This is a genomic window from Streptomyces sp. NPDC002870, from assembly GCF_042888505.1.
Lineage (GTDB): Bacteria > Actinomycetota > Actinomycetes > Streptomycetales > Streptomycetaceae > Streptomyces.
Window position 1 is genome coordinate 152717 of sequence record NZ_JBIAPW010000009.1, and the last position, 23318, is coordinate 176034.

The window sequence follows — 23318 nt, forward strand, 5'->3', positions numbered from 1 at the left end:
TCCTTGGGGGGTGTACGGACCGTCGGGTCAGGGGCAGTTGCCGTCGGCGACGACGTAGTGGCCGGGCGGGGATTCCTTCAGCGTGTGGGTGACGAAGGTGTTGTAGAGGCCCAAGTTCTGGGCGGACCCCTTGGCGTACGCATAGCTGCCGTCGGTGGTGGCCCGTCCCGCCGCCACATGGTGGTAGTTGTCGGCCGTCCAGCAGGCCGCCGCGGAGCCGGTGGTGGCAGCCGTGACCGCGCCGGAGCGCGCACCTTCGGCCCCTGCCGCGTCGCGGGCGGCCACGCTGTAGGCATGGCCCGTGCCCGGGCTCAGCCCCGTGTCCGTGAAGGGCGAGCCGGCCGGAGTGGCGACACGCGCCGCGTCCCGGTACACCGCGTAGCCCGCCGCACCCTCAACCGCATTCCAGTTCAAGGTGATTGAAGTGTCGGTGGCTCCCGTGGCGGCGAGCCCGGCCGGGGCCGGCAGACCGCCGGGATCCGGTGTGGAGCCGCCCAGGCCGAAGAACTCGGTGATCCAGTAGCTGGAGCAGATCGAGGCGATGAAGTTCGCGGTGCCGGTCTGCCCGCACTGCTGCGGGCCGCTGCCCGGATCCACTGGCGTGCCGTGGCCGATGGCGGGCACCCGGTCGACCTCGACGACGACCCTGCCGTCGGTCCCCAGATACTGCTCCCGGCGCGTCCGGTCGGGCCCGATCGTGGATGTGCGGTCCGGATTCTGGTCCACGCCGTGCACAGCGGTCCACTGGTCCCGCAGCTCGTCCGCGTTCTTCGGGACGACCTTCGGGTCATTGTCGCCGTGCCAGACCGCCACCCGGGGCCACGGCCCGGCGTACCCCGGATAGGCGTCGCGGACCCGCTGCGCCCACACTGTCGGCGTACGGTCCACGCCCGGGTCCATGCAGGTGAGGGCCCCGGTGTCCTTGGTGCAGTCGTACGGCAGCCCGGCGATCACCGCGCCCGCCTCGAAGACGTCGGGATAGGCGGCGAGCATGACAGCGGTCATGCCGCCCCCGGCCGAGAGCCCGGTGACGTACGTACGCGCCGCATCGGCCCCGTACGCACTCTCCGCATGGGCGACCATCTGCCGGATCGACGCGGCCTCGCCCTGCCCGCGCCGGTTGTCGGTCGTCTGGAACCAGTTGAAGCAGCTGCTGATGTTGTTCGCCGACGTCGTCTCGGCGAGCACCAGCACAAACCCGTGCCGGTCGGCGAACGTCGTCAGTCCGGAGTTGTCGGCGTAGACCTGGGCGCTCTGGGTGCAGCCGTGCAGGGCGACCACGACCGCGGGATGCGCCGGGAGGGCGGCCGGCCGGTACACGTACATGTTCAGACCGCCCGGATTGGCGCCGAAGCTGCCCACCTTCTCCAGGGGTACGGCGGCATGCGCGGCCGGCGCGGGGGCGAGCCACAGAAGGGCCGCGAGCAGAGCGAGGACAGTGCCCATGCCGGCCGGCTTGGGATATTTGCGCAACCGCATCCGAGACCTCCCGCAGGCGTACCGATGTGCCGGTCACAGTAGGAACCAGCCCCTCGCTCGCGGAATGGTGACGCGACCCATAGCGAGGGCCGCGGACGACGGTGCGCGGACCGTTGCCCGTGTGGCGCACGCCTGCTAGGAGCGCGGCTCGCTCCGCTCAGCCGACCACCTACGCGGGGCGCTCCTGCACCCGGGGGTTCTGGCACCGCACGGCGAGCGCCGCGATGTCGTCGTTGAGCCTTCCGCCGCTGTAGTGGAGCAGGTCCCGGTGAAGCCGGTCGAGCAGCTCGCGGGGCGGCGCGGAGCCTTGCCGCCGCATCCAGTCCGGCAGCGGGAAGAACTCGCCTCTGCGGTCCCGCGTCTCCGTTACGCCGTCGGTGTAGAGCAGCAGCTGGTCGCCCGGAGCGACGGCGACGGTGTCGACGAAGTAGCGGTCTCCGATGAGCGTCGCGAGGTTGAGGGGCGGCGAGGGGGCAGTGGGCTCCAGGATGCGGATCTCCCCGCGGTGCACAAGCAGCGGCGGGGGGTGCCCGCAGTTGAGAAGTCTGGCGTGGCCGCCGCCGTGCGGAATCTCGGCGATAAGAGCGGTGGCAAAGTGCTCCGGCAGGTCCTGGGCGGGGAACGCGGCGCTGTAGCGGGTGATGCTGGCCTCCAGGCGATGGATGATGCCCTTCAGGCCGGGCTCGTCGTACGCGGCCTCCCTGAAGCAGCTGATCACCGCCGCGGCCGCCCCCACCGCGGGCAGGCCCTTGCCGCGTACGTCGCCGATGAGCAGCCGGACCCCGTACGGCGTGTCGGCCGCCTCATAGAAGTCCCCGCCGATCCGGGCCTGCTCTTGGGCCGCCAGATACAGCGACTCGATCTCGACGTCCGCGATGCGGCGCGGCAGGGGGCGCAGCAGCACCTTCTGGGCTGCGTCGGCGACGAGCCGGACGTGGGCGAGTGTCTCCTCCCGCTGGAGGCGGACATGGCTCGCATATGCGGCCGCCAAGGTGACCGCGATGATCGCAGCACCCGTGTATGGCGTCCCCAGGTCGGTGTAGGCGAAGCTGAGGCCGATCATGACCAGCAGGCAGAACGTCCCCAGCAGGATCGTGGGAAGCACAGGCCACATCGCGGCGGCGAGGGCGGGTGCGGCGGGCAGGAGGCGGCTGATGGCGATCTCCCTCGGTGTGGAGAACGCCAGGCCGGCGATGAGGACGGTGAGGACCACCGGTGACAGCAGGGCAGCTTCCCACCGGCCGCCGTAGGGAGGACGACGGCGCCGCAGCCGCCCGGGCGTGATCACAAAATGCATCATATCGGGGCGAAGCGGACCTTTATCTACTTCGAGGTCCGCGCAGCTGGGCCTCGCCGTCGGCATTGCGGTGCTCGGCGAACCGGTCCGCGGGAAACCGGACCGTCCCTCGCCGCATCCGGGACACCTTCGACGTCGTGGTCGGCAAATGGGCGTCCGTCTGGAGCCGTGCGAGACCGCCGAGTGTCGTCGTGTGTGGCTCCCCCTATGGCTCCCGCCGATGTGGCCCCGTGTAGGAGCGGGAAGGGCGTCTTGTTTGTAAGCGCCTTTTTGGGCTTCACCGCACGGACGAGAAGTGGCTCCACGGTGTACGAAGTTGATCTGGCCCCACCGCTGAGTGGACGGAGGTGCTGGGCGCTGGTCCGACATCGGCTCCGCTGCCTCCTCAGATCCCTCAGAGGGATCGGTAGAGCGGTGGGAAGACGCCGGTAGGGTGGCCCTGTGGACGCGGGGGCAGGAAACGAGATGGTTGCCGTCCCGTCGGGACGGGTGGCACTGTCGGACCGGCGGACGCAGAGCAGTTGGACGGTCGAGGTCGCGCCGTTTCAGATGTCGGCGTTCCCGGTCACTCAGTCTTGGTATGCACTATTGACAGGCCGACGGCCGAGTAGCACCCAAAACGAGCGGCTGCCGGTTGACGGTGTTTCGTGGTGGGACGCGGTCCAGTTCTGTAACGCCTTGTCCCGGCGTGAGGGGCTGGCGCCCGCGTATCAACTGTGCGTCGACGCCGAGAGGGCCGAATGGGACACGTCCGCAGACGGGTACCGGCTGCCGACCGAGGCCGAATGGGAGCACGCCTGTCGTGCGGGGAGTACTGGCCCGCGGTACGGCCAGCTCGACGACGTCGCCTGGTACCAAGGCAACTCTGATGGGCGGATCCATACTGTCGGCGGCAAGCAGCCCAACGCATGGGGCCTGTACGACATGCTGGGCAATGTGTGGGACTGGTGCTGGGACGTCTACGACGCCGAGGTGTATGGCACCTACCGGGTGCTCCGTGGTGGTGGATGGGCGGACGAGCACTGGAGCTGCCGGGCGTCGGTGCGGCGGCGCAGCCACCCGACCTTCCGGATCGACGACGTGGGATTCCGCATCGCGCGCTCCACACCACTGCCTCGGCCTTAACAGCCTCATTCTGAAACGGTCAGTCAATCGGGTGTGACTGGCTCCGAGGTGGGGCGACGTGCCCTCTGCTCCGGCCGGGTCGGCTCCTCATTGAACTTGCCGTACGACCCTGCCTTTATCTGGACCTTCTGCGAGCACTACCCGCTATGAACTGGTCTTCTGTGTCGCTTGCAGTGTCAGCGAGGTGTGTGTTCAGCAGGTGTGGTCCAGCGCGGCGGAGGCCGTCGATTTCGTTGTGGCGGGGCTGCCCGACGGCTGCGGGCCCGCGGTGGAGGGGCCTGCCGAGCTGCTGACCAGCTGAGCAAAGCGGCTCCTGGACCCTCCTCGTCATGCCAAGGAGGGGCTGCCTCGTGCTCTGGCAAGTGGCGACGGCTGTCCACAGAACCGCAGCACGCACTACCTGCCGTTATGTGCCTGGCCCTCACTGCCGTTGAGGCCATGAAGGTGTCAGTTACGTTGGGTTGCGGCAGGTGTGGGGGTGCCGCGGCGAAGGTCGCGGAGTTGTCCGAGTGCGACGGCGAGCTCGTTCCGGAGCCGCTCATTGTCCTCGTTGAGTTTCCGGTTGGCGTCCCGCAACGTGCGCACGATGGCTTCGTGGGACTTGGTGGTGATGCGCTCTTTGTCGGGCAGGGCGGGTCGGCCCGAGGCGGGCTGTCCGCTGGCGAGATTCCGCAGTCTGGTGAGCAGAACCGTCTGGGCGTCGTCGTAGAGGAAGGTGCGGGATACCCCAGCCCGGGAGGCGACTCCGGCGACGGTGACCGGGCCGCCGTCGCGCTCCAGGCTGTTCAAGACTGCTTTGGCGCGTTCGATGCAGTCCAGGCGGCGTTGTTGAGCGGCTTCGGCCAGGTGGGCCGAGTTGTCAGCCCGCATCGGCTGCCCTCTCGGTCTCGTGGCGGATGGCTTCGCTGTCGTCCGGTGGCGGGGACAGCTCGTCGTGTTCCTGGTCTGTGATGCTCGCGATGACATGCTCGACGGCGGTGGCCAGTCGCTCGTTGACGGCGGCAGCGCGAGGACGTGCCGCTGCCGTGGCGCTGATCTGCAGTTTGCGTGTGCGGGCGAGTGTGTCGCGGTGGATCGGCAGGAACTGCCGATCGGTTTGGAAGTCTTCGCAGAAGTAGCAGCCGTCGGCGGCGGTCTTGGGGCAGGGACGCGCGATGTGCGATCGGCGCCTCCGGCACCGTCCTGGGACTGCTGATCGGCGGCTCGCTGACCCAGTTCCTCGACTGGCGCTGGACCATGTTCATCAACGTCGTCTTCGCCGCCGTCGTCACCGCCGACGGGGCGCGGCTGGTGGCTCACACCCGGGACAAGGCCGGCACGAGGCTGGACCTGCCGGGAGCCGCGACGATCCCGGCCGGGCTGTTCGCCCTGGTCTACGGGTTCTCCAATGCCGAGTCCCGCTCTTGGGGCTCGCCCATGGCATGGGGCTTCCTCGCCGCCGGCGTCATCCTGATCGTCGCATTCGTACTGTGGCAGCGCGACGCTCCGCACATGGCCAGCGCGGTTCGCGCCAGCCCGCGCAGCCAGGCGTGGGCGTGGTCGGTGTCGTAGCGCTGATGCCACGACAGGTATATCGGTGCCAACGGCAGTTCGAGCGGGAGGGGGAGCACGACCAGGCCGAGGTCGGCGACCGCTGACCGCGTGGTGGCTTCGGGGACGCTGATCAGGAGATCGGAGCCGCGCGCGAACTCCAGCGCGGCCGCTTCCGTGGGCGCGGTCGCCACCACGCGGCGGGTGAGGCCGAGCCGCGCGAGGGCGTCGTCGAGGGCATTGCTGAGGTTTCCACGTCGCGAGACGGTGACGTGCTCAGCGGCGGCGTACTGCTTTGCGGTGAAGGTCCTGACGCGGGTGAGGGGGTGCCCCTGCCTCACGACGATGACGAGGCGGGTCTCGCCCACGTTCTCGGCACGGATGTCCGGTGCGCTCGGGCGGTTGGCGTTCGCCTCCAGGTCGACCTCGCCGCGCCGCAACTCGGGGGTGTCGATGCTCGATTCCGCGATGAAGCGCAATCGCACGCCCGGCGCCTGTCCGCGCACGGCCGCGAGCAGTGCGGGGCCGCTCAAGGCGACCAGGGAATCGTGCCAGCGGAGTGTGAAAGTGCGCTCCAACGTTGCCAGATCGAGTTCACGGCTCGGTGCCAGTACCCCCTGGACCTGGTGCAGCAGCTCGTGCACCTGTTCCCGGACGGCGATCGCATACGGCGTCGGGGTCATCGTGCGGCCGGTGCGCACCAGGATCTGATCCCCGGTCGTGCGCCGGATCCGGCCCAGACTCCGGCTCATCGCGGGGGCGGTGACGTGCAGGCGCGCGGCCGCCCCGGCCACACTTCCCTCCTCCAGCAGCGCGTCGAGCGCGGTGAGCAGGTTCAAATCCAATTGCATGTGAGTAATCCTATCCGTGCTTGACATGCATTTGAAGTTAATGAAGGGGCTGCATACCGTTGAGGCGAAAGCGCAAGAAGTAACGCGCAGTTCGGCTCTCGACCGGCCTCATCACCCCTCCTCACACGGGAGTACCGCCATGTCCGAAACGCTTCAGACCACTGACGTCGCCGCCTCCGACGCCGACCTGCTCGGCCAGACCGCGGACGCCGTGCGCGCGGCCGGTTCGGCGCTGCGCGAGCGCTTCGGCGAGGTGGTTCGCTACCAGACCCGCGAAGAGCTGATGCGCGCGCTCGCCGCCAACGACGACACGGCCCTCGACATCCTGCGCCCCCGCCTCACGCGCCTGCGCCCGGACGCCGGCTGGGTGGAGGACGAACTGGACGGCGGGGCGCTGCCGCCCGGCGAATGGTGGGTCGTGGATCCGGCCGAGGGCAACGTCAACCACCTGCACGCCCTGCCGGAGTGGGCGGTGACCGCCACCCTCGTGCGTGAGAACCAGCCGGTGCTCACCGCGGTCCACCTGCCGTTGACCGGCGAGACCTACACCGCGCTCACCGGCGCGGGCGCCCACCTCGACGGCCGGCCGCTGCACGTCTCCCAGACCGCGGACCTCGGCCTGAGCATCGTGGCCACCAGCCAGGCCCGGCCGGACGAGGACGAGAAGGTCGTGCGGCGCGTCGGCTCCTCGATCACCGCGATGCTCTTCGACGCGCTCGTCGTCCGCACCGCCGTGCCCGCGACCCTGCACCTGCTGAACGTGGCCGCCGGCCGGATCGACGCCTTCTGGCAGTTCGCCGGCGCCCGCGCGGACCTGCTGCCCGGGGCGCTGCTCGTCACCGAGGCCGGCGGACAGATCTCCGACGCCGAGGGCCGCCCCTGGACCCCGCAGAGCGAGAGCCTCCTGGCCGCCGCGCCCGGCATCCACGCCGAAGCCGTCGCCACCCTCTCCCGCTGACCGCGCACCACAACCCGCACCCACGAAAGGACCACACCACCATGACCACGATCGCAGTTCTCGGAAACGGCCGCGTCGGCGGCAACCTGGCCACAGCCCTCACCCGGGCAGGGCATGAGGTGACCGTGGCGGACCGCGCGCCGGGCGCCGCCGCCGACGCTGCCCGGACAGCCCAGATCGTCATCAACGCCACCCCTGGCGCCGGCTCGCTGGACCGGCTCGTCGCCCTGCGCGAGGAACTGCGCGACAAGATCCTCGTCGACGTCTCCAACGCCACCGTCGACGGACCGGACGGACTGCCCGCCGACCTGATCTATCCCGGCTCAAGCCTCGCCGAGCAACTGCAGGAAGCGCTCCCCGAAACGCGCGTCGTCAAGACACTCAACACCATGCTCTTCCCGGTGATGACCGCGCCAGCCACGCTCACCCAGGCGCCCGACGCCTTCCTCTCCGGCGAGGACCCGCAGGCCAAGCAGGCCGTCCGTGAACTGCTCATCAACCTCGGCTGGCGCAAGGAGTGGATCACTGATCTCGGCGGGATCCGGACCGCCCGCGCCACAGAGGCCGCGATACTGTTCGTACCGCACGTGATTCGGTCCAGCGGATTCGCGCCCTTCGCGATCTCGATCGCCCGCTGATCCGCACACAGTGCACCGCCCCCGGCGGGCCCACATCCAGAACGGATACGACAGCGCAGCCAGGGCCAGCGATTCAGCGCCGGACGGCGACCCGTGGCCACCCTTCCCGGGGCCGTCGGCCTCGCACCGAGGAATCGGCCCATCTCACGGCGGACGCGCTTGCGGAGCTGGTCGCGAATCTGCCCGCCGATACCCGCGGCGGCCGCCGGAACCGGCCTCACCTCGCCGATCCAAGTGCGCGTGCGTGTGCATGGCGCTGGCGCCGGGCGGCATCACGCTGCCGCTGAAGTAGTGACCTGGCATCGATGGTCAGGCTGCCTGGCGGTAGCCGTCCGCGCCGGGGCCGTCGCCGCGCAGCGGGCTGAAGTCGACGTCCAGGTGCGGGTCGTACGCCTCGGGCTCAAGGCCGAGTTCGTGGGTGGAGTACTCGCCGAAGCGGCGGATGTGCTCGGTCAGGTACGGCGAGATGTGAGCTGAACGCCTCGACCTTGTTCGTGGCCGCGGTGACCCGCCGGCGCAGTGGGGCATCCGAGAGGTAGCGCAGCTGGACGGTACGGATCACACGGCCGACCTCACGGAAGGCGGTGTAGGTGGCGTTCTTGCGTGAGCCCGCGCGCAGGCGACGCAGCAGCAGCGTGGAGGAGATGGCGCCCAGCCGCGCTCCATGGCCTGGTTCATGCGCAGGACAGCGTTCGCCCCCGCCTCCCAGTGCCAGGCATCCAACTCAACCTCATACCCGGCATCCTGCAACTGCCAGGCCACCCACTCCGCCCAAGCCCTGTCCGCCCCCGCATAACTGACGAACAACCGCACCCCGCCCGCGGCATCCCCGATACCCGCCACCCCTGACACCCCCCGTGTAACGCCCCCGCACGTGCCTCGCGTTGCCTCACCCGCCGAGGCTAGAACCCGTCCAGGGCTGTGCGCTCCTACTTGCCGCAAACACCCGGGACGGCACAAGAGCTGGCACAAGGATTGTGGCGCGCCGACGACGCCCCGGCCGGACGGGGGTTTCCGGCCGGGGCGGCTGGAGGTGGGCGCGGATGGCGGTCGCCTCTCGGCGAAACGCTCCACAGGGCTTCAGCCGAACGATCGTCCCTGTGGGCAACAGGTGAGGCCCGGGGACACTGTCCCATCCGCCCCCACGTGTAGATGAACGGGAAACCATCATGCTGCGTTCCGCGGTACCCCCAGGTCTCGCTATGACTTGCGTTACGCCCGCTACTGGCCGCCGCCCCGCTGCACCACCGTCGACAGCACAGAGGGCAGCGGGTACCAGTCCGCCGAGACCACGCTTGCGTGGCGGCCCGCCAGCAGCGCGACCCGGTCGCGGGCCTGCGCCTCGGTCGGGTTCGTGCCGTCGATCGCGGGCGCCACATTGTGTGCGTCCGTCATGACGACGAGGTAGTGGTTCCGGTCGTACCACGCGGTGTCGACGGTGCCGCCCGCGTACGTACCGGCGTTGCCGTCGAAGAGGACGAACCAGGGGCGGATACCGGCATCGGCGTACCGGGTGCGGGGGTCGCCGGCGGCCGCGCCGTGGACGGCCGGGAAGGCGGCCGCATCCCGGAGCCTGCCCGCAGCCGCGAGATTGCGCAGGTGCGTGGCGTACTCGCGGTCGGTCCACAGGGTGTCGGCGGGGTTGCCCTCCTCGACCGTGCCGGGGATCAGCTCGACCACGAACTTGCCGGCGAGGGCGGAGCGTGCGGGCCAGCCGTTCGTGCGTACCGCCGTGTCGAGTTCAGGGTGAGAGCCCGCCAGGTCGGCCGGGCGGAACAGGGCGTCGCCGAGTCGGGCGGAGAGCAGCGCGTCGAGCGCGGCGGGACCGCGTCCGTTGTTGTTCTGGAAGCCGTCCTTCATCTCGATCTTGATCAGAATCGGACGATGGCCGGGGTGGGCGTCGTGCCACGCCTTCATGTCCGCGAGGCAGCCGCCGAGGTCCTGGTTTCTGGACTTGGTGCGCAGTTCGGCGGCGTTCGCCGCGTTCTCGCAGTTGTTGTTGTTGCCGAGCGGGTTATTGTGCGAGACCCGCCACGACCGGCCGAACACATTGGTCCAGACGTCGAGTTCGAGCATCCCGGCGCCGGAGTCGAGCGCATCGGCGAAGTACGAGTACTTCGCCTTCTCGTAGGCGTTGTGGACGCCCACCCAGGTGGCGGAGGAGTAGGGCAGCTGCCCCGGGTCCGCGACCTGGGGCGTGGCCGCCTGTGCCGGGGCGAGTGCGGTGACGAGCAGCCCGGCCGCGACTGTCGTCGTCACGGCGGCGCGCGTGAGCTTCCCCATGGTCCCCTGCCTTCACGTCGGTTCGATCGCTGGAGCGATCAAGTCGACGGAAGGCTAGGGGAGTTGGGTGAACCTTGGGGAGACTGGACTCGGCCGTTACGGATGGGGTGCGGGTCGGCCCGGGGCTTCCCGAAACCGTGGGCAAGCCCCCAGGCCCCGAGTCGCTCCCCGGTGCGGGCGGCGGGGACCAGCTGTGACGTCCGCAGGGGGAGGGGCCGTGCAGGGTCGTCCCCGCAGGGGATCGGCGGCAGCCACCGGCCCACTGGACGACCGCGTTCATGCCGCCGACCCCGAGGAGTCGAGCCCGGAGGGGCCCCGGAGCCCGCACGCTACGCCCCCGGGCAACCCGTGGACCCGCGCCGCGGGCCCCCGCGCCGAGCAGCGCCCCGCGCCGCGACCCCCCGCGCCGCGACCCCCCGCGCCCCGCGCCGCGACCCCCGCACCCGCAGCACGTGCGCCCCCCGCCCCCGCCGTGCACCATGGCCCCATGCTGCTGGTCCGGGTCGTCGACGTGTCCCGAGAAGTCGCCGCCGCCTCCGCGCGGTCGCGGAAGATCGCCGCGCTCGCCGGGTTGTTCTCCGACGCGCAGCCCGACGACGTCGCCCTCGTCATCTCGTACCTCGCCGGGCGCGTGCCGCAGGGCCGCATCGGCGTCGGCTGGAGTGTGCTCAAGGAAGCCGTACCGCCCGCCGGCGTCCCGAGTCTGACCGTCGCCGACGCGGACGCCGCGTTCACCCGTCTCGCCGAGGTCACCGGATCCGGATCCCAGGCCGAGCGCAAGCGCCTCGTGCGGGAGCTCATGGCCCGCGCCACCGCCGAGGAGCAGGAGTTTGTGATGCGGCTGCTGATGGGCGAGGTACGACAGGGCGCGCTCGACGCGATCGCGCTGGAGGGCGTCGCCCAGGCCGCCGGGGCGCCCGCCGCCGATGTGCGGCGGGCCGTGATGCTGGACGGGTCGCTGCCCCGCGTCGCCCGCGACCTGCTCGCCGAGGGGCCCGCCGCGCTCCAGAGGTTCCAGTTGCGCGTCGGCACCCCCGTATTGCCGATGCTCGCCCACACCGCGAAGTCGGTCACCGAAGCGGTCGACGCGCTCGGCACCGCCTGCGTGGTCGAGGAGAAGCTCGACGGCATCCGCGTCCAGGTGCACCGCAGCGGTGAGGACATCCGGATCTACACGCGGTCCCTCGACGACATCACCGACCGCCTCCCCGAAGTCACGGACGCCGCCCGGCAGATGACGGGCGACCAGTTCATCCTGGACGGCGAGGTGATCGCCCTGGACGCAACCGGCCGCCCCGTCTCCTTCCAGGACATCGCCTCCCGGGTCGGCTCCCGCGTCGACGTGGACGCGGCACGCGCCGCGCTGCCCCTGTCTCCCGTCTTCTTCGACGTCCTCGCCGCCGACGGGGAGCCCACGCTCGACCTCCCCGGAAGCGAACGGCGCACCGTCCTCGCCCGCCTCGTCCCCGAGCCGATGCGCGTGCGCCGCGCGGTGGTCGAGGACCCCGCCTCCGCCCAGCAGGTCGCCGCCGCAGAGGAGTTCTTCGCTCAGACGCTGCGCCGCGGCCATGAGGGCGTCCTCGTCAAGGCCCTCGACGCGCCGTACGTCGCGGGCCGCCGCGGCCGCTCGTGGCTCAAGGTCAAACCCGTCCACACCCTCGACCTCGTCGTCCTCGCCGCCGAGTGGGGCCACGGCCGACGCACCGGCCTGCTCTCCAACCTCCACCTCGGCGCACGCGCCGCCGACGGTACGTACCTCATGCTCGGCAAGACCTTCAAGGGCCTCACCGACGAGATGCTGCGCTGGCAGACGCAGCGACTGCGCGAACTGGCCGTGGACGACGACGGGTTCACCGTCAGGGTCCGTCCCGAGCTCGTCGTGGAGATCGCCTTCGACGGCGTGCAGCGCTCCCCGCGCTACCCGGCGGGTGTCACCCTGCGCTTCGCCCGCGTACTGCGCCACCGCCCCGACAAGCCGGCCCAGCAGGCCGACACCATCGAGCAGGTCCTGGACTCGCGCGGCTGATCCGCGCCCCCGCGCCCCCGCGCTCAGCGCAGGCCCATCACCTTGTCGGCGAAGGCGGTGAGGTTGCCGACCGTACGGGTGATCCGCTCCTCCAGCGTGAGGGTTTCCTCGTGGAGGCCGCCGCGCAGCTTGGGCTGCCTCCGGCCGCGGATGTACAGCGAGCAGGCGAGGTCCGCGCAGAGATACGTGCCCACGGTGTTTCCCTCCCGTCCCGCCGCGCCGGCCAGCGGGGCGGCGAAGAGGGTCACCCCGGACGAGGCGTGTCCCGTGAGGCAGGCCTGGCACATGCTGGACTTGACAGCGCTGGTCCGTCCGGTCGACGGCACCCGTAGGGTGACGCCGACGGGGCCGTTTGGCCGGGGGAGGACGATATGGGCCCGCAGCGGGGCGCCCGGATCGGTCCAGCCGAGGAAGTCGAGGTCCTCCCATGGGAGTTCGGCGAAGTCCATGGGGAGCTTCAGGCGGGTCGCCTCGCCCTTCGTGCAGTTGACGAAGGCTCCACGTATCTGCTTTTCGGTCAGAGCTTCCACCGGTGGAACGTACACAGAGCGCTGTCGGACGGGCATCCCATTTATGGTGGCCGAAGCCGCCGCCGTTTTCTGAAGGGATCCTGGTCATGCCCACAGAGCCGCTGTCGCAGAAGGACATCGAGGACCGCTTGAGCGAACTTCCCGGCTGGTCCCAGGAAGGCGACCGTATCGCCCGCGCGTACCGCCTCTCCACGCACTTCGCGGCGACCGCGATGGTCGTGCACATCGCGCAGATCCAGGACGAGCTGAACCACCACTCGGATCTGACCCTCGGCTACAACACGCTCGCCCTGTCGGTGAACTCCCATGACGCGGGCGGCGCGGTCACCGAGAAGGACTTCGAGCTCGCCCATCGGGTGGAGCAGATCGCCCCGGGGCACGGGGCGAACTGACGAGCCGCGACGGTCAGGGAGCCGGGCCGGGCCGGTACAGGCCCGGCCCGCGCCCTCCTGTCAGGCGTGCCATGCGCCCGACTCCGCCGTATGCCGCGCGAAGTCCGCGAAGTCCTTCGGCGCGCGGCCCAGTACCTGCCGCACGCCATTCGTCAGCGAGGCGTTGTGCCCGTCGAGCAGCATGACGAACAGTCCCGTGAGCCACTCCGCGTCCGGCGCCGGCAGCCCGTACTGCTGGAGCATCTCCGTGTACGCCTCGCCGGACACCGGGACATAGCGCACATCGCGGCCCGTCGCCCGGCCGATCTCCGCCGCCACCTCCGCGAAGGTGAGCAGCCGCGGCCCCGTCAGCTCATGGACGAGCCCGGTGTGACCGTCCTCCGTGAGCGCGGCGACCACCACGTCCGCCAGGTCGTCCGCGTCGATGAAGGGCTCCGCGGTCTCGCCCGCCGGGAACGGGATCTCCCCGGCCAGCACCCCTTCCGACATGGCGCCCTCGCTGAAGTTCTGCGCGAAGAAACTCGCCCGCACGACCGTCATGTCCAGGCCCGACTCCCGCAGTGCGCCCTCGGCCACCACGGCTTCCGGTTCACCACGGCCGGAGAGCAGCACCAGACGCCGCACCCCGTTCTCGGCCGCTTGCCGGCCGAAGGACCGCATCGCCTCGGGGGCTCCCGGAGCCGCCACGTCGGGGAAGTACGCGACGTACGCCGCGTCCGCGCCCCGCAGTGCGGGCCCCCAGGTGGACTCGTCCTCCCAGTCGAAGCGGACCTCTCCCTTGCGCGATCCGGCCCGCACATCCACGCCGCGCGCCGCGAGCCGCTCCGCCACCCGACGGCCGGTCTTGCCCGTGGCCGCCGTCACCAGCACCGTTTTCTGCACCGTCTCCTGCTTCAGGTTCTCTGTCATGCCTCAAGGCTCGTGGCCGCGGCCTGGACTCTCCATGCTCCAGAGGCTCAATGCCATATGCGTGCGTCTACGCTTTGGTACATGGACGCTCTCGCCCGGCTTCTGGATGGACCGCGCGCCAGGGGCGCCTTTCTGCTGCGGATGGTGATGGAGCCGCCGTGGTCCGTACGCGTCGAGGACCACGCCCCGCTCTCGCTGCTCTGCATGACCGCGGGCGAGGCCTGGATCATGCCCGATGCCGGTGACCCGGTGATGCTGCGTCCCGGCGATGTGGCGATCGCCCGCGGCCCGGGTTCGTACACCACGGCGGATGAGATCACCCGTGAGCCAACGGCGCTGATCGGTCCCGGCGGCACCTGCCACACGCTGCAGGGCGAACCGCTCGCGGAGTCCATGCACTTGGGCGTACGGAGCTGGGGCAACGACCCTGCGGGCTCGGCCACCATGCTGGTCGGCACGTACCAGATGAAGGGCGAGATCAGCGGGCAGCTGCTCGATTCGCTGCCCGAGCTGCTCCATCTGCCTGCCGATGTGTGGAACTGCCCGCTGATGCCGGTGCTCGACGACGAGATCTCCCGCGACGAGCCCGGCCAGAGCGTGGTGCTCGACCGGATCCTGGACCTGGTGCTGATCGCCGTCGTGCGGGCCTGGTTCTCGCGCCCGGACGCCGCCGCCCCGGCCTGGTATCTGGCGATGGGCGACCCGGTGGTCGGCCGGGCGCTGCGGCTGCTGCAGGACGATCCCGCCCACGCCTGGACGGTGGCCTCGCTGGCCGCCAAGTGCGGGGTCTCCAGGGCCGGACTCGCCCGCCGCTTCAACGAGTTGGTGGGAGAGCCCCCGATGGCGTACCTGACGGGCTGGCGGCTCGCGCTCGCCGCGGATCTGCTGCGGGACACCGACGCGACGGTCGAGGCGGTGGCCAGGAAGGTCGGCTACAGCGGCTCGTTCGCGCTGAGCGCGGCATTCAAGCGGGTCCGCGGCATCAGCCCGCAGGAGCACCGTGGAGGCGTTATTTTGCCGGAACCGCAACAACAGTCGCCGTAACCGCACCATCGCGCGAACCTTGAGTCCATGAGCCATCACCACGACACGACGCATATCGACTGGGACGAACTCGGCCCGCTGCTGGAGCGCGGCGCGGAGCTCCAGAATCCTCTGTACCGCCAGGCGGCGGCCTGGCTGGACGAACTGCTGCCCGCCGCCGGCGTCCGGCGGATCCTCGACATCGGCAGTGGTCCGGGTGTGCTGACCGCGCTGCTCGCCGAGGCGTTCCCCTACGCCGAAGTGGTCGCCGTGGACGCCACAGAGCCGCTCCTCGCCCGGGCCCGCGCACGTGCCGAGCGCGCCGGGCTCGGCGACCGCGTCCGTACCAGCCATGCTGAGCTCCCGGACAACATCGAGGAGTTGGGAGAGGCCGACCTGATCTGGGCGGGCAACTCTGTGCACCACATCGGTGACCAGCGCGGCGTGCTCGCCGACTTCGCCCGGCTGCTGCGCCCGGGCGGGCTGCTCGCGGTGGTCGAGGGCGGGCTGCCCTCGCGTCACCTCCCGCGCGACATCGGCATCGGTCGGCCGGGGCTCGAGGGCCGCATCGACGCGGCTGCGGGGGAGTGGTTCATCCGGATGCGGGCGGAGCTGTCCGGCACGAAGGACGAGGTCGAGGACTGGCGGGGGCTGCTCGGCGCGGCCGGCCTCACGCCGAGCGGGACCCGTTCATTCCTGCTGGACATCCCCGCGCCGGTGCCCGAGGCGGTACGCGAACAGCTGGTCTCCGCCTTCGCCTGGCAGCGCAAGATCCTGGACGGCCTGCTGTCGGCCGAGGACCTCGCGCTGCTCGACCGGCTGCTGGACCCGGAAGACCCGCAGGGACTGCGGCATCGCCCGGACGTGTATCTGCTCACCGCGCGCACGGTGCACACCGCCCGCCGGGGCTGAATCAGGGGCAGGATGACCCCATGGCCATGAAGTGCAAGAAGTCCGTCAAGTCCACTGAGCCCACGGGGTCCGCCTCGCTGCTGTCCCTGTGGTCGAAGGACTCCGTACTGTCGATCGGCTCCGTGGGGTCGGTGCTCTCCATCGGCTCCGTCGGCTCGGCGCTTTCTGTCGGCTCGGTCGGCAGCGCGCTGTCGGTCGGCTCGGTCGGATCCACCCAGTCGCTGTTCTCTGTGGGGTCGTGGATGAGCACGGGGTCGCTGCTGTCCGCGCAGTCGCGGTGGTCCGCGCTCTCCTGGCGCTCCTCCCACGGCTTCCTGGCCGCGGGTGCGGTCGGCGCCGGTGTGGTCGCCGTAGCCGTCGGAGCGGTGCTCCTGGTCAGGGAGTGACGGGCTCGAGGTGCCACCACTGGCCGGGTGAGTCGGTGTCCTCCCACTGCTGCACATTCGCGCCGTCGTCCATGCTGCCGTCGGCAACCTCGAGCAGCAGCCCGCTGATGAAGCTGACGATGGCGACGGTGCCCGGCGCGTCCAGGTGCTGCTCGATGATCCACTCCTGGGCGCCGAAGTTGTTGGCCTTCCACTGCTGGATGTTGACGCCGTTCTCGGTCGCGGCGCCCGCGACGTCCAGCCGCTTGCCGCTCGCGGCGTTCACGAAGTGGTAGAGCCCGCTGCCGCCCGGCACGGGGTCGATCTGCCACTGCTGCCCCGGGGCCCCGGTCTCCTTGCCCTGCTGGACATTGGCGCCGCTGGCCTTGACGCCGCCGTACACCTCGAGCAGCAGCCCGCTGCCGATATTGCGCACCAGGTAGCGGCCAGGTGTCAGTGCCCCGCTCAATGTCCGTACTCCTTGGTCGGCTGTGTGGCAGTCGCGCACACCATGAACGTAGCCCTCGCCGCCGCATGGCGTTCGACGAGGGCTACGTCCGCGCGATGAGCCGGGCCGGCCTCAGTGCACCGTGACGGTGACCTCGGGCGAGACGGTGCCGCCGCCTACCATCCGGAGCGTGCTGTGACCCTTGATGCCGAGGAGGACGCGCATCTTGTAGGTCGACTTGTACGTCGTGTTCATGGACGCCGGCAGGGTCACCCACTCTGTGCCCTGCTTCTGCTGGAGCGCGACCTTGGTGCCCGGCGGCAGGTGTTTGGTGGTCCCGTACACCCGGAACTGATGCCACGCCGCGACTTCGCTCACCGTGACGCTCGCCGTCAGCTCCGGCCGTTCGGGCACCGGCCGCTCATTGCCCGAGTTGCCCGTGCCGTCGGCCGGCGGCACGGGAGGTGCCGGGGCCGGCCATGGCCATGGCCATGCCGACCGACCCGGCCAGCACGACGGCCGTGGCGAGTCCTGTCAACGACGCACGTCTGAAACGCTCCATTTGAGCTCTCTCCATGGGGAGGGGGACTGCGGATCACCAACCCTAGGCATATGGTTCGTAAATGTGACGAATCGACGCGCTCGGCTCGAAACGGCCTTTGGTTCGACGAGCCCTACCGTCTGGTTTCGCCACCGGCACGCAGGAGTGTGCCCGCGAGAACGACATCGCCGCCCGGCGTGAACCGGGCGGCGACGGGGTCGTTCAGGCAGCGATCAGGCGTCGATCAGGCGTCGTAGGCGAACGTCGCCGGGTCGGGGCCAAGACGCTTGCCCTCGTCCAGCGCGGCGAACGCCGCCAGATCGTCGGCGTCCAGCTCGAAGCCGAACACGTCGAGGTTCTCCTTGATCCGGGACGGGGTCACGGACTTGGGAATCACGACATTGCCGATCTGCAGATGCCAGCGCAGCACCACCTGGGCGGGGGTGCGGCCGTGCTTCTGCGCGACGGCGACGACCGTCGGGACCTCCAGGAGGCCCCTGCCCTGGCCCAGCGGGGACCAGGCCTCGGTCTTGATGCCGTGCCTGTCGTGGAACGCGCGCGGCTCGCCCTGCTGGAGCTGTGGGTGCAGCTCGATCTGGTTCACGGCCGGGACGACCGAGGTCTCGGCGATCAGCCGCTCAAGGTGCTCCGGAAGGAAGTTGGAGACGCCGATGGCCGTGGCGCGGCCGTCCGCATGGATCTTCTCGAAGGCCTTGTACGTGTCCACGTAGGCGTCCTTGGAGGGCAGCGGCCAGTGGATCAGGTACAGGTCGATGTAGTCGAGGCCCAGCTTGTCCAGCGAGGCGTCGAAGGCGCGCATGGTCGAGTCGTAACCCTGGTCGCTGTTCCAGAGCTTCGTGGTGATGAAGAGTTCCTCGCGGGGGACGCCGGAGGCGGCCACGCCGCGGCCGGTGCCCTCTTCGTTCGCGTAGATGGCCGCAGTGTCGATGCTGCGGTAGCCGGACTCCAGGGCCGTGGCAACCGCCTTCGCCGCCTCGTCATCCGCTACCTGCCAGACACCGAAGCCGAGCTGCGGCATGGCGACGCCATTGTTGAGGGAGATGGAGGGGACCTTGCTCACGAGCGGTCGATCCTTACGTTGTCGATTGGTGCTGCTCCCAGGATCAACGATCATCCCTGCGGACGCATTCCCGACTCCGAAGTTGGCCTGATACAGCTCCGACCTTATCGGTCCGGACCATTGACCGCGTCTCATCAAGACGCAACTCTATGGCACATAACTGAACGCCGGACACTCATGTGAACAGGCGTACAGTCCTGCTCGACCATGCGTCACAGAGCAATGACTCCTGAATCACTCCTGACCCCCACATCTCAGGAAGGCAGGTACAGCTCATGCAGGACAGCAAGGAAACATCGGAGGAGACCATCAACTGGCAGACTCCCGAGTTCGAGGTCGTCGAGACCGCGCTCGAAGTCACCGCCTACGCGCTCACCGACCGGTAGACCCCGCCGCCATGCTGCTGCAGGTGCTCGGCACCGCGGCGGGCGGCGGGCTGCCCCAGTGGAACTGCGCGTGTCCCGGCTGTGCCGGGGCACGCGCACACCCGCACCGGCGCCGTCGTCATGCCTCACTCGCCCTGCGCGCGGACGAGGGCCGCTGGTATCTCGTCAACGCCACCCCCGACATCGGCGACCAGATCGAGGACAGCCACGCGCTACGGCCCGGGCCCGGGCCGCGCGAATCCCCCGTGGCAGGAGTGATCCTCACCGACGCCGAGCTCGACCACACCCTCGGCATCGCCCGGCTGCGTGAGGCCGACGGCTTCGACATCCTCGCCACCCTGCCGGTACGGGACGCCCTGCTCGGCCGGCTGCGGCTGGGCGAGGTGCTCGCCCCGTACACCCGTATCGAATGGCGCGAGTTGGGCCGCGAAGCGGAACCGCTCGTCAAGAACGGCACCGTGGAAATAGATGCCGTACCCGTCTCGGCCAAAAGGCCGCGGTACGCCGTCGGCACCGGAGCCGACGAGCGCACCTGGGTGGTCGCGCTGCGGCTGCGCGAGACCACGACGGGCCGCAGCCTGCTCTACGCGCCCGCCCTCGCCCGCTGGACCGACGAGTTCGAGGAAGCGGCAGAGGAAGCCGACTGCGTCATCCTCGACGGCACCTTCTGGGACGACGACGAGCCGGTACGGACGTCGATCTCGGCCAAGTCCGCGACCGGAATGGGACATCTGCCGATCGCAGGTCCGAACGGCACCGCACGACGGCTGTCCGGGCTGAACGCCCGCTGCCTCTATACGCACCTGAACAACACCAACCCCCTCGCCTACCCGGACGCCCCGCAGCACGCGCTGCTGGGCGAATGGGGACTCGAGGTCGCCGCCGACCGAATGGTGATCGAGCTGTGAGCACCACGATCTGGAGCCGGGAGGAGTTCACGGCGCGGCTGCGCGCCGTGGCCGCCGAGCGCTACCACGACCGTCACCCCTTCAACGTACGGATGCACGAAGGCGCCCTGACCCCAGCCGAGTTGCGCCGCTGGATTCTCAACCGCTTCCACTACCAGCGTCACATCCCCATCAAGGACGCCCTGATCCTCGCCAAGTTCGACGACTCCGAGCTGCGCCGCTCCTGGCTGCGCAGGATCCAGGACCACGACGGGGAGAAGGACGGCGACGGCGGTATCGAGCGCTGGCTGCGGCTCGGCGAGGCCGCCGGAATCGAGCGCGCGCGGCTCGAATCGGGAGACGAAGTACTGCCCGGCGTACGGCTCGCGGTCGATGGCTACGTCAACTTCTGCCGGCTCCACGGCCCGCTGGAGGCCGTCGCCGCCTCGCTCACCGAGCTTTCCGCGCCCGGCATCATGCGTACGAGGATCGCCGCGTTCGAGGAGCACTACCGCTGGATCGACGCCGACGGCCTCACCTACTTCCGCAACCGGATCGGGCAGGGCAGTCGGGACAGCGAAGAGGCGCTCGCGCTGGTCCTTCGGTGGGCTCGCACCCCGGATCAGCAGGAGGCGGCCGTCGCGGCGCTCGCCTTCAAGTGCGACGTGCTGTGGTCGCTGCTCGACGCCGTCGAGTGCGCCCGGGAGCTGTCATGACCTGGAAGCCCGTGCTCTCGCGGTCGGTGGTGTTCCGGCACGACCGGGTACGCGGCGCCGATCTGCTCGTACTGCCGGAGCGGGTGGTCGTGCTCCAGGGCAACGCCGGATCCATTGTTCGGCTCTGCGACGGCGTACGCGACGTCGACGCGATTGTCGCGGAGCTCGCCGAACAGCATCCGGGAGCGCCCGTGGCCGAGGAAGTCCCGTTGTTTCTGGGGCAGTTGCGCAAGGAGGGCTGGCTGAAATGACCGAGGCCACCGGAGCCACGGGAGTCACCAGAGCCACGGGAGTCACCAGAGCTACCGGAGTCCAGCCGCCGTGGGCGCTGCTCGCCGAACTCAGCCACGGCTGTCCCTTGCACTGCGCCTACTGCTCCAACCCCGTCGAACTGGTCGGTCGGTCAGAGGAGTTGACCACGGCACAGTGGGGCGAGGTGTTCCGGCAGGCCGCTGACCTGGGCGTCGTACAGTCCCATCTGTCCGGCGGAGAGCCACTGTTGCGCCGCGATCTGACCGAGATCGTCGCAGCCGCTGACGGCGCGGGCATCCACACCCAGCTCGTCACCAGCGGTGTCGGGCTGCACGAGAAGCGGCTCGCGGCCTTGACGGCGGCCGGTCTGCGCAGCGTGCAGCTCTCCGTCCAGCACGCCGACCCCGGCGCCTCGGAGCTCATCGCCGGAGCCCGCTCCTTCACCGCGAAGGAGCGAGCGGCCCGGCTCGTGCGGGAGGCGGACCTGCCGCTGGGCCTCAACGTCGTACTCCACCGGGCCAATCTCGACGCGCTCGACGAACTGGTCGAACTCGGGCTCGCCTGGGGCGCGGAACGGATCGAGCTGGCCAACACGCAGTTCTACGGCTGGGCCCTGCGCAACCGGGACGCCCTGCTGCCGGACCGCGAACAGATCGCGCGGGCACGCGAAGCCGTCGAGCGGTGGCGGGGACGGCTGGCCGGCCGGATGGAGCTGGTGTGGGTCGTGCCCGACTACGTCGACGGCACCGCCAAACCCTGCATGGGCGGCTGGGGCGCGCTCTCGCTCACCGTCGCGCCCGACGGCACGGTCTACCCCTGCCCGGCAGCCGCCGCGCTGCCCGGACTGGACGCGCCGAACGTCAAGATCCACTCCCTGGAGTGGATCTGGCGCGCGTCGAAGACCTTCAACCTCTACCGCGGCGAGGAGTGGATGCGGGACCCGTGCCGCGGCTGCGAGCTGCGCGCCAAGGACTTCGGCGGCTGCCGCTGCCAGGCGTACGCCCTCACCGGCGACGCCACCCGCACGGACCCGGCCTGCCGCCTCTCGCCGGACCACGCTCTCGTACGCGACCTCGTCGACCGCCCGCGGCTCCCCGAGCCGGTGGCCGCGCCCGCGTACGCCTACCGGAAGGAAGGACCATGAAGCGATTAGCCACCCTGCTGCTGGCGGCCGCGCTCGCCGGCAGCACGCTGCCCGCCGTGCCCGCGGCGGCGGAGCCCGCCGCCTCGGCAGCCGTACGCTACGAAGCCGAGGACGCCGTCGTCCACCAGGGCGTCGTGGAGAGCAACCACACCGGCTTCACCGGATCCGGATTCGTCAACTACGCGAACACGGCCGGGAGTCACGTCGAATTCACCGTCGAATCCGACCGGGCCGGCTCGACCGCGCTGGGCCTGAGATTCGCCAACGGAACGTCGGCGGACCGCCCCCTCGACATCACGGTCAACGGCCAACTGGTCGCAGCCGGCGTGGCCTTCGGCTCCACCGGCAGCTGGACCGGCTGGCAGACCAGGAACGTCACCGCCACTCTGAAGGCCGGGACCAATACCGTACGAGCAACCTCCGCCGGTGCGACCGGCGGCCCCAACCTCGACTCGCTCACCGTCGGCGACGGGGCGTCCGTCACCGACTGGTCGGTCGCGATGGTCGAGTCCACGATGGCGCGCTACTCACCCAGCTCCATCGGCGGCTGGTCCTATCCGGTCGGGCTGTATCTCTACGGCCAGTACCTCGTCTATCAGCGCACCCACGACGCCCGCCATCTCGCCTACATCAAGAGCTATGTCGACCGCTTCGTCGACAGCGGCGGAAACATCGGGCAGAGCTTCAACGATCTCGACAGCATGCAGGCGGGACGGCTGCTGAACATCCTCCACCACGAGACGGGCCAGTCGCGCTACCAGAAAGCGGCGAAGAAGATCCGGGACCGGCTCAGCAGCTATCCGCGCACCTCGGAAGGCGGCTTCTGGCATTCGACGTCGGATTCCCGGCGCAGCCAGCTGTGGGCCGACGGCGTCTACATGGTGAATCCGTTCCTCGTCGAGTACGGAAGGGAATTCGGCGACTCCGCCTACGCGAGCAATGAGGCGACCAAGCAACTCGCCGTCTATGGAAGCCGTCTGCAGGTCGCGAACGGGCTGCTGAAGCACGCCTGGGACGAGTCGCGCGACGCGAGCTGGTCCGACCCGAAGACGGGTCTCGCGCCCGAGCACTGGTGCCGCGCCATCGGCTGGTACTCCATGGCGATCGTCAACGTTCTGGACGCCGTGCCTGCCGACAATCCGCGCCGCGCCCAGCTCCTCACCCTGCTGCGGAATCTCGCAGCCGGCATCGAGAAGTACCAGGACCCGGCCACCGGCCGCTGGTTCCAGGTCGTCGACAAAGGCTCGCAGGCCGACAACTGGACCGAGACCTCCTGCTCCTCCATGTTCACCTTCGCCCTGTCCCGCTCGGTGCAGCAGGGATATGTCGACGCGCACTACGCACAGGTGGCGCAGCGCGGATATCAGGGAGTGCTGGGAAAGATCTCGGTCGGCGGCGACGGCCGCACCAATCTCACCGACATCTCCATCGGAACGAATGTCGGGAGTTACAGCTACTACATCGAGCGCGACCGGAAGACCAATGATTTCCACGGTCTCGGGGCCTTTCTCATCATGAACGAACAACTCCGGGCGAAGTGAGGGA

The 23318-nt window shown here is 69.9% G+C and carries 27 protein-coding genes and 2 pseudogenes; 15 read left to right on the plus strand and 14 right to left on the minus strand.

All coding sequences use genetic code 11. The annotated features are described in order from the left end of the window. Positions 1 to 27: 27 nt before the first annotated feature. Both ACFYWY_RS14155 and ACFYWY_RS14160 read right to left on the minus strand, forming a co-directional pair. Entirely contained in the window at positions 28 to 1479 is a 1452-nt protein-coding gene (locus tag ACFYWY_RS14155; RefSeq protein ID WP_389184846.1) for a PHB depolymerase family esterase, read from the minus strand. 169 nt (positions 1480 to 1648) lie between these two features. Beyond that, positions 1649 to 2767 carry a PP2C family protein-serine/threonine phosphatase gene (locus ACFYWY_RS14160; protein WP_389184849.1) on the minus strand — a complete coding sequence of 373 codons (1119 nt, stop codon included), beginning with the start codon at positions 2765 to 2767 and terminating at the stop codon, positions 1649 to 1651. A 474-nt stretch (positions 2768 to 3241) separates the two neighbouring features. Between ACFYWY_RS14160 and ACFYWY_RS14165 the strand changes: the two genes are divergently transcribed. Together ACFYWY_RS14165 and ACFYWY_RS14170 are read left to right on the plus strand one after the other, a co-directional pair. Beyond that, entirely contained in the window at positions 3242 to 3901 is a 660-nt protein-coding gene (locus ACFYWY_RS14165; protein WP_389185108.1) for a formylglycine-generating enzyme family protein, read from the plus strand. A gap of 184 nt (positions 3902 to 4085) precedes the next feature. Next, a complete protein-coding gene (locus tag ACFYWY_RS14170; RefSeq protein WP_389184852.1) occupies positions 4086 to 4202 on the plus strand; it encodes a DUF6193 family natural product biosynthesis protein in 117 nt (38 codons plus the stop codon). Between the two features lie 146 nt (positions 4203 to 4348). Here ACFYWY_RS14170 and ACFYWY_RS14175 read toward each other — a convergent pair whose 3' ends face one another. After that, a complete protein-coding gene (locus ACFYWY_RS14175; RefSeq protein WP_389184855.1) occupies positions 4349 to 4771 on the minus strand; it encodes a DUF6262 family protein in 423 nt (140 codons plus the stop codon). 503 nt (positions 4772 to 5274) lie between these two features. After that, complete coding sequence (locus ACFYWY_RS14180) at positions 5275 to 6282, minus strand: LysR family transcriptional regulator (protein WP_389184858.1); 1008 nt, start codon at positions 6280 to 6282, stop codon at positions 5275 to 5277. A gap of 139 nt (positions 6283 to 6421) precedes the next feature. Between ACFYWY_RS14180 and ACFYWY_RS14185 the strand changes: the two genes are divergently transcribed. Then, positions 6422 to 7240 carry a 3'(2'),5'-bisphosphate nucleotidase CysQ gene (locus ACFYWY_RS14185; protein ID WP_389184861.1) on the plus strand — a complete coding sequence of 273 codons (819 nt, stop codon included), beginning with the start codon at positions 6422 to 6424 and terminating at the stop codon, positions 7238 to 7240. 41 nt (positions 7241 to 7281) lie between these two features. Next, positions 7282 to 7878 (plus strand): NADPH-dependent F420 reductase, encoded by a 597-nt coding sequence (locus tag ACFYWY_RS14190; RefSeq protein ID WP_389184863.1) that lies wholly within the window; start codon positions 7282 to 7284, stop codon positions 7876 to 7878. Between the two features lie 309 nt (positions 7879 to 8187). Here ACFYWY_RS14190 and ACFYWY_RS14195 read toward each other — a convergent pair whose 3' ends face one another. From ACFYWY_RS14195 to ACFYWY_RS14210, 4 genes and pseudogenes are all read right to left on the minus strand, one after another. After that, entirely contained in the window at positions 8188 to 8406 is a 219-nt protein-coding gene (locus ACFYWY_RS14195) for a hypothetical protein (RefSeq protein WP_389184866.1), read from the minus strand. 7 nt (positions 8407 to 8413) lie between these two features. Then, positions 8414 to 8593, minus strand: a pseudogene (locus tag ACFYWY_RS14200) (Tn3 family transposase); the annotation flags it as partial. Beyond that, positions 8548 to 8952 (minus strand): annotated as a pseudogene (locus tag ACFYWY_RS14205) (toll/interleukin-1 receptor domain-containing protein); the annotation flags it as partial. The pseudogenes ACFYWY_RS14200 and ACFYWY_RS14205, both read right to left, overlap by 46 nt. Positions 8953 to 9099: 147 nt before the next feature. After that, positions 9100 to 10161 carry a phosphatidylinositol-specific phospholipase C domain-containing protein gene (locus ACFYWY_RS14210; RefSeq protein ID WP_389184869.1) on the minus strand — a complete coding sequence of 354 codons (1062 nt, stop codon included), beginning with the start codon at positions 10159 to 10161 and terminating at the stop codon, positions 9100 to 9102. A gap of 487 nt (positions 10162 to 10648) precedes the next feature. On the opposite strand from ACFYWY_RS14210, the gene ACFYWY_RS14215 reads away from it, so the two are divergent. Next, positions 10649 to 12187, plus strand: coding sequence for an ATP-dependent DNA ligase (locus ACFYWY_RS14215; protein WP_389184872.1), 1539 nt, complete (start codon positions 10649 to 10651; stop codon positions 12185 to 12187). 23 nt (positions 12188 to 12210) lie between these two features. On the opposite strand, the gene ACFYWY_RS14220 is transcribed toward ACFYWY_RS14215, so the two are convergent. Continuing rightward, on the minus strand, positions 12211 to 12717 hold the full coding sequence (locus tag ACFYWY_RS14220; protein ID WP_389184874.1) for an FBP domain-containing protein: 507 nt from the start codon (positions 12715 to 12717) through the stop codon (positions 12211 to 12213). Positions 12718 to 12803: 86 nt separating this feature from the next. Between ACFYWY_RS14220 and ACFYWY_RS14225 the strand changes: the two genes are divergently transcribed. Continuing rightward, positions 12804 to 13109 (plus strand): 4a-hydroxytetrahydrobiopterin dehydratase, encoded by a 306-nt coding sequence (locus ACFYWY_RS14225; protein ID WP_389184877.1) that lies wholly within the window; start codon positions 12804 to 12806, stop codon positions 13107 to 13109. 60 nt (positions 13110 to 13169) lie between these two features. On the opposite strand, the gene ACFYWY_RS14230 is transcribed toward ACFYWY_RS14225, so the two are convergent. Beyond that, positions 13170 to 14018, minus strand: a complete 849-nt coding sequence (locus ACFYWY_RS14230) for an NAD(P)H-binding protein (protein WP_389184880.1) — start codon at positions 14016 to 14018, stop codon at positions 13170 to 13172. Between the two features lie 81 nt (positions 14019 to 14099). On the opposite strand from ACFYWY_RS14230, the gene ACFYWY_RS14235 reads away from it, so the two are divergent. From ACFYWY_RS14235 to ACFYWY_RS14245, 3 genes are read left to right on the plus strand one after another with little or no spacing between them, the layout of a single operon-like run. Next, positions 14100 to 15062, plus strand: coding sequence for an AraC family transcriptional regulator (locus ACFYWY_RS14235; protein WP_389184883.1), 963 nt, complete (start codon positions 14100 to 14102; stop codon positions 15060 to 15062). A gap of 27 nt (positions 15063 to 15089) precedes the next feature. After that, positions 15090 to 15953 (plus strand): class I SAM-dependent methyltransferase, encoded by an 864-nt coding sequence (locus ACFYWY_RS14240; protein WP_389184886.1) that lies wholly within the window; start codon positions 15090 to 15092, stop codon positions 15951 to 15953. A gap of 20 nt (positions 15954 to 15973) precedes the next feature. Beyond that, a complete protein-coding gene (locus tag ACFYWY_RS14245; RefSeq protein ID WP_389184889.1) occupies positions 15974 to 16339 on the plus strand; it encodes a hypothetical protein in 366 nt (121 codons plus the stop codon). On the opposite strand, the gene ACFYWY_RS14250 is transcribed toward ACFYWY_RS14245, so the two are convergent. From ACFYWY_RS14250 to ACFYWY_RS14265, 4 genes are all read right to left on the minus strand, one after another. Continuing rightward, a complete protein-coding gene (locus ACFYWY_RS14250; RefSeq protein WP_389184892.1) occupies positions 16329 to 16787 on the minus strand; it encodes an RICIN domain-containing protein in 459 nt (152 codons plus the stop codon). The genes ACFYWY_RS14245 and ACFYWY_RS14250 overlap by 11 nt on opposite strands. Positions 16788 to 16898: 111 nt before the next feature. Further along, positions 16899 to 17180 carry a hypothetical protein gene (locus ACFYWY_RS14255; protein WP_389184895.1) on the minus strand — a complete coding sequence of 94 codons (282 nt, stop codon included), beginning with the start codon at positions 17178 to 17180 and terminating at the stop codon, positions 16899 to 16901. A gap of 7 nt (positions 17181 to 17187) precedes the next feature. After that, positions 17188 to 17328 carry a hypothetical protein gene (locus ACFYWY_RS14260; protein ID WP_389184898.1) on the minus strand — a complete coding sequence of 47 codons (141 nt, stop codon included), beginning with the start codon at positions 17326 to 17328 and terminating at the stop codon, positions 17188 to 17190. Positions 17329 to 17551: 223 nt separating this feature from the next. Beyond that, positions 17552 to 18388, minus strand: a complete 837-nt coding sequence (locus ACFYWY_RS14265; protein ID WP_389184900.1) for an aldo/keto reductase — start codon at positions 18386 to 18388, stop codon at positions 17552 to 17554. Between the two features lie 275 nt (positions 18389 to 18663). Here ACFYWY_RS14265 and pqqA point away from each other — a divergent pair, with 275 nt between their 5' ends. Genes pqqA through ACFYWY_RS14295 form a run of 6 tightly spaced genes read left to right on the plus strand, consistent with a single transcriptional unit; the run spans position 18664 to position 23314 of the window. Then, positions 18664 to 18774, plus strand: coding sequence for a pyrroloquinoline quinone precursor peptide PqqA (gene pqqA / locus ACFYWY_RS14270; RefSeq protein WP_389184902.1), 111 nt, complete (start codon positions 18664 to 18666; stop codon positions 18772 to 18774). An 11-nt stretch (positions 18775 to 18785) separates the two neighbouring features. Continuing rightward, positions 18786 to 19682 (plus strand): pyrroloquinoline quinone biosynthesis protein PqqB, encoded by an 897-nt coding sequence (pqqB, locus tag ACFYWY_RS14275; RefSeq protein WP_389184905.1) that lies wholly within the window; start codon positions 18786 to 18788, stop codon positions 19680 to 19682. Further along, the gene (gene pqqC / locus ACFYWY_RS14280; protein WP_389184908.1) at positions 19679 to 20377 is read left to right on the plus strand and encodes a pyrroloquinoline-quinone synthase PqqC; all 699 of its coding nucleotides are present in this window, start codon (positions 19679 to 19681) and stop codon (positions 20375 to 20377) included. Before pqqB ends, pqqC begins: the two co-directional genes overlap by 4 nt. Next, a complete protein-coding gene (pqqD, locus tag ACFYWY_RS14285) occupies positions 20374 to 20628 on the plus strand; it encodes a pyrroloquinoline quinone biosynthesis peptide chaperone PqqD (RefSeq protein ID WP_389184910.1) in 255 nt (84 codons plus the stop codon). The genes pqqC and pqqD overlap by 4 nt, the downstream gene beginning before the upstream one ends. Next, positions 20625 to 21773 (plus strand): pyrroloquinoline quinone biosynthesis protein PqqE, encoded by a 1149-nt coding sequence (pqqE, locus tag ACFYWY_RS14290; RefSeq protein ID WP_389184913.1) that lies wholly within the window; start codon positions 20625 to 20627, stop codon positions 21771 to 21773. The genes pqqD and pqqE overlap by 4 nt, the downstream gene beginning before the upstream one ends. After that, positions 21770 to 23314 carry a glycoside hydrolase family 88 protein gene (locus ACFYWY_RS14295; protein ID WP_389184915.1) on the plus strand — a complete coding sequence of 515 codons (1545 nt, stop codon included), beginning with the start codon at positions 21770 to 21772 and terminating at the stop codon, positions 23312 to 23314. The genes pqqE and ACFYWY_RS14295 overlap by 4 nt, the downstream gene beginning before the upstream one ends. Positions 23315 to 23318: the final 4 nt, after the last annotated feature.

Excerpts from the sequence above, each read along its gene's own strand:
- ACFYWY_RS14155 (WP_389184846.1), bottom strand. The coding sequence starts at position 1,479 with ATGCGGTTGCGCAAATATCCCAAGCCGGCCGGCATGGGCACTGTCCTC.
- ACFYWY_RS14165 (WP_389185108.1), top strand. The coding sequence starts at position 3,242 with ATGGTTGCCGTCCCGTCGGGACGGGTGGCACTGTCGGACCGGCGGACG.
- ACFYWY_RS14175 (WP_389184855.1), bottom strand. The coding sequence starts at position 4,771 with ATGCGGGCTGACAACTCGGCCCACCTGGCCGAAGCCGCTCAACAACGC.
- ACFYWY_RS14180 (WP_389184858.1), bottom strand. The coding sequence starts at position 6,282 with ATGCAATTGGATTTGAACCTGCTCACCGCGCTCGACGCGCTGCTGGAG.
- ACFYWY_RS14185 (WP_389184861.1), top strand. The coding sequence starts at position 6,422 with ATGTCCGAAACGCTTCAGACCACTGACGTCGCCGCCTCCGACGCCGAC.
- ACFYWY_RS14190 (WP_389184863.1), top strand. The coding sequence starts at position 7,282 with ATGACCACGATCGCAGTTCTCGGAAACGGCCGCGTCGGCGGCAACCTG.
- ACFYWY_RS14195 (WP_389184866.1), bottom strand. The coding sequence starts at position 8,406 with ATGCCCCACTGCGCCGGCGGGTCACCGCGGCCACGAACAAGGTCGAGG.
- ACFYWY_RS14210 (WP_389184869.1), bottom strand. The coding sequence starts at position 10,161 with ATGGGGAAGCTCACGCGCGCCGCCGTGACGACGACAGTCGCGGCCGGG.
- ACFYWY_RS14215 (WP_389184872.1), top strand. The coding sequence starts at position 10,649 with ATGCTGCTGGTCCGGGTCGTCGACGTGTCCCGAGAAGTCGCCGCCGCC.
- ACFYWY_RS14225 (WP_389184877.1), top strand. The coding sequence starts at position 12,804 with ATGCCCACAGAGCCGCTGTCGCAGAAGGACATCGAGGACCGCTTGAGC.
- ACFYWY_RS14230 (WP_389184880.1), bottom strand. The coding sequence starts at position 14,018 with ATGACAGAGAACCTGAAGCAGGAGACGGTGCAGAAAACGGTGCTGGTG.
- ACFYWY_RS14235 (WP_389184883.1), top strand. The coding sequence starts at position 14,100 with ATGGACGCTCTCGCCCGGCTTCTGGATGGACCGCGCGCCAGGGGCGCC.
- ACFYWY_RS14240 (WP_389184886.1), top strand. The coding sequence starts at position 15,090 with ATGAGCCATCACCACGACACGACGCATATCGACTGGGACGAACTCGGC.
- ACFYWY_RS14245 (WP_389184889.1), top strand. The coding sequence starts at position 15,974 with ATGGCCATGAAGTGCAAGAAGTCCGTCAAGTCCACTGAGCCCACGGGG.
- ACFYWY_RS14260 (WP_389184898.1), bottom strand. The coding sequence starts at position 17,328 with ATGGAGCGTTTCAGACGTGCGTCGTTGACAGGACTCGCCACGGCCGTC.
- pqqA (WP_389184902.1), top strand. The coding sequence starts at position 18,664 with ATGCAGGACAGCAAGGAAACATCGGAGGAGACCATCAACTGGCAGACT.
- pqqB (WP_389184905.1), top strand. The coding sequence starts at position 18,786 with ATGCTGCTGCAGGTGCTCGGCACCGCGGCGGGCGGCGGGCTGCCCCAG.
- pqqD (WP_389184910.1), top strand. The coding sequence starts at position 20,374 with ATGACCTGGAAGCCCGTGCTCTCGCGGTCGGTGGTGTTCCGGCACGAC.
- pqqE (WP_389184913.1), top strand. The coding sequence starts at position 20,625 with ATGACCGAGGCCACCGGAGCCACGGGAGTCACCAGAGCCACGGGAGTC.
- ACFYWY_RS14295 (WP_389184915.1), top strand. The coding sequence starts at position 21,770 with ATGAAGCGATTAGCCACCCTGCTGCTGGCGGCCGCGCTCGCCGGCAGC.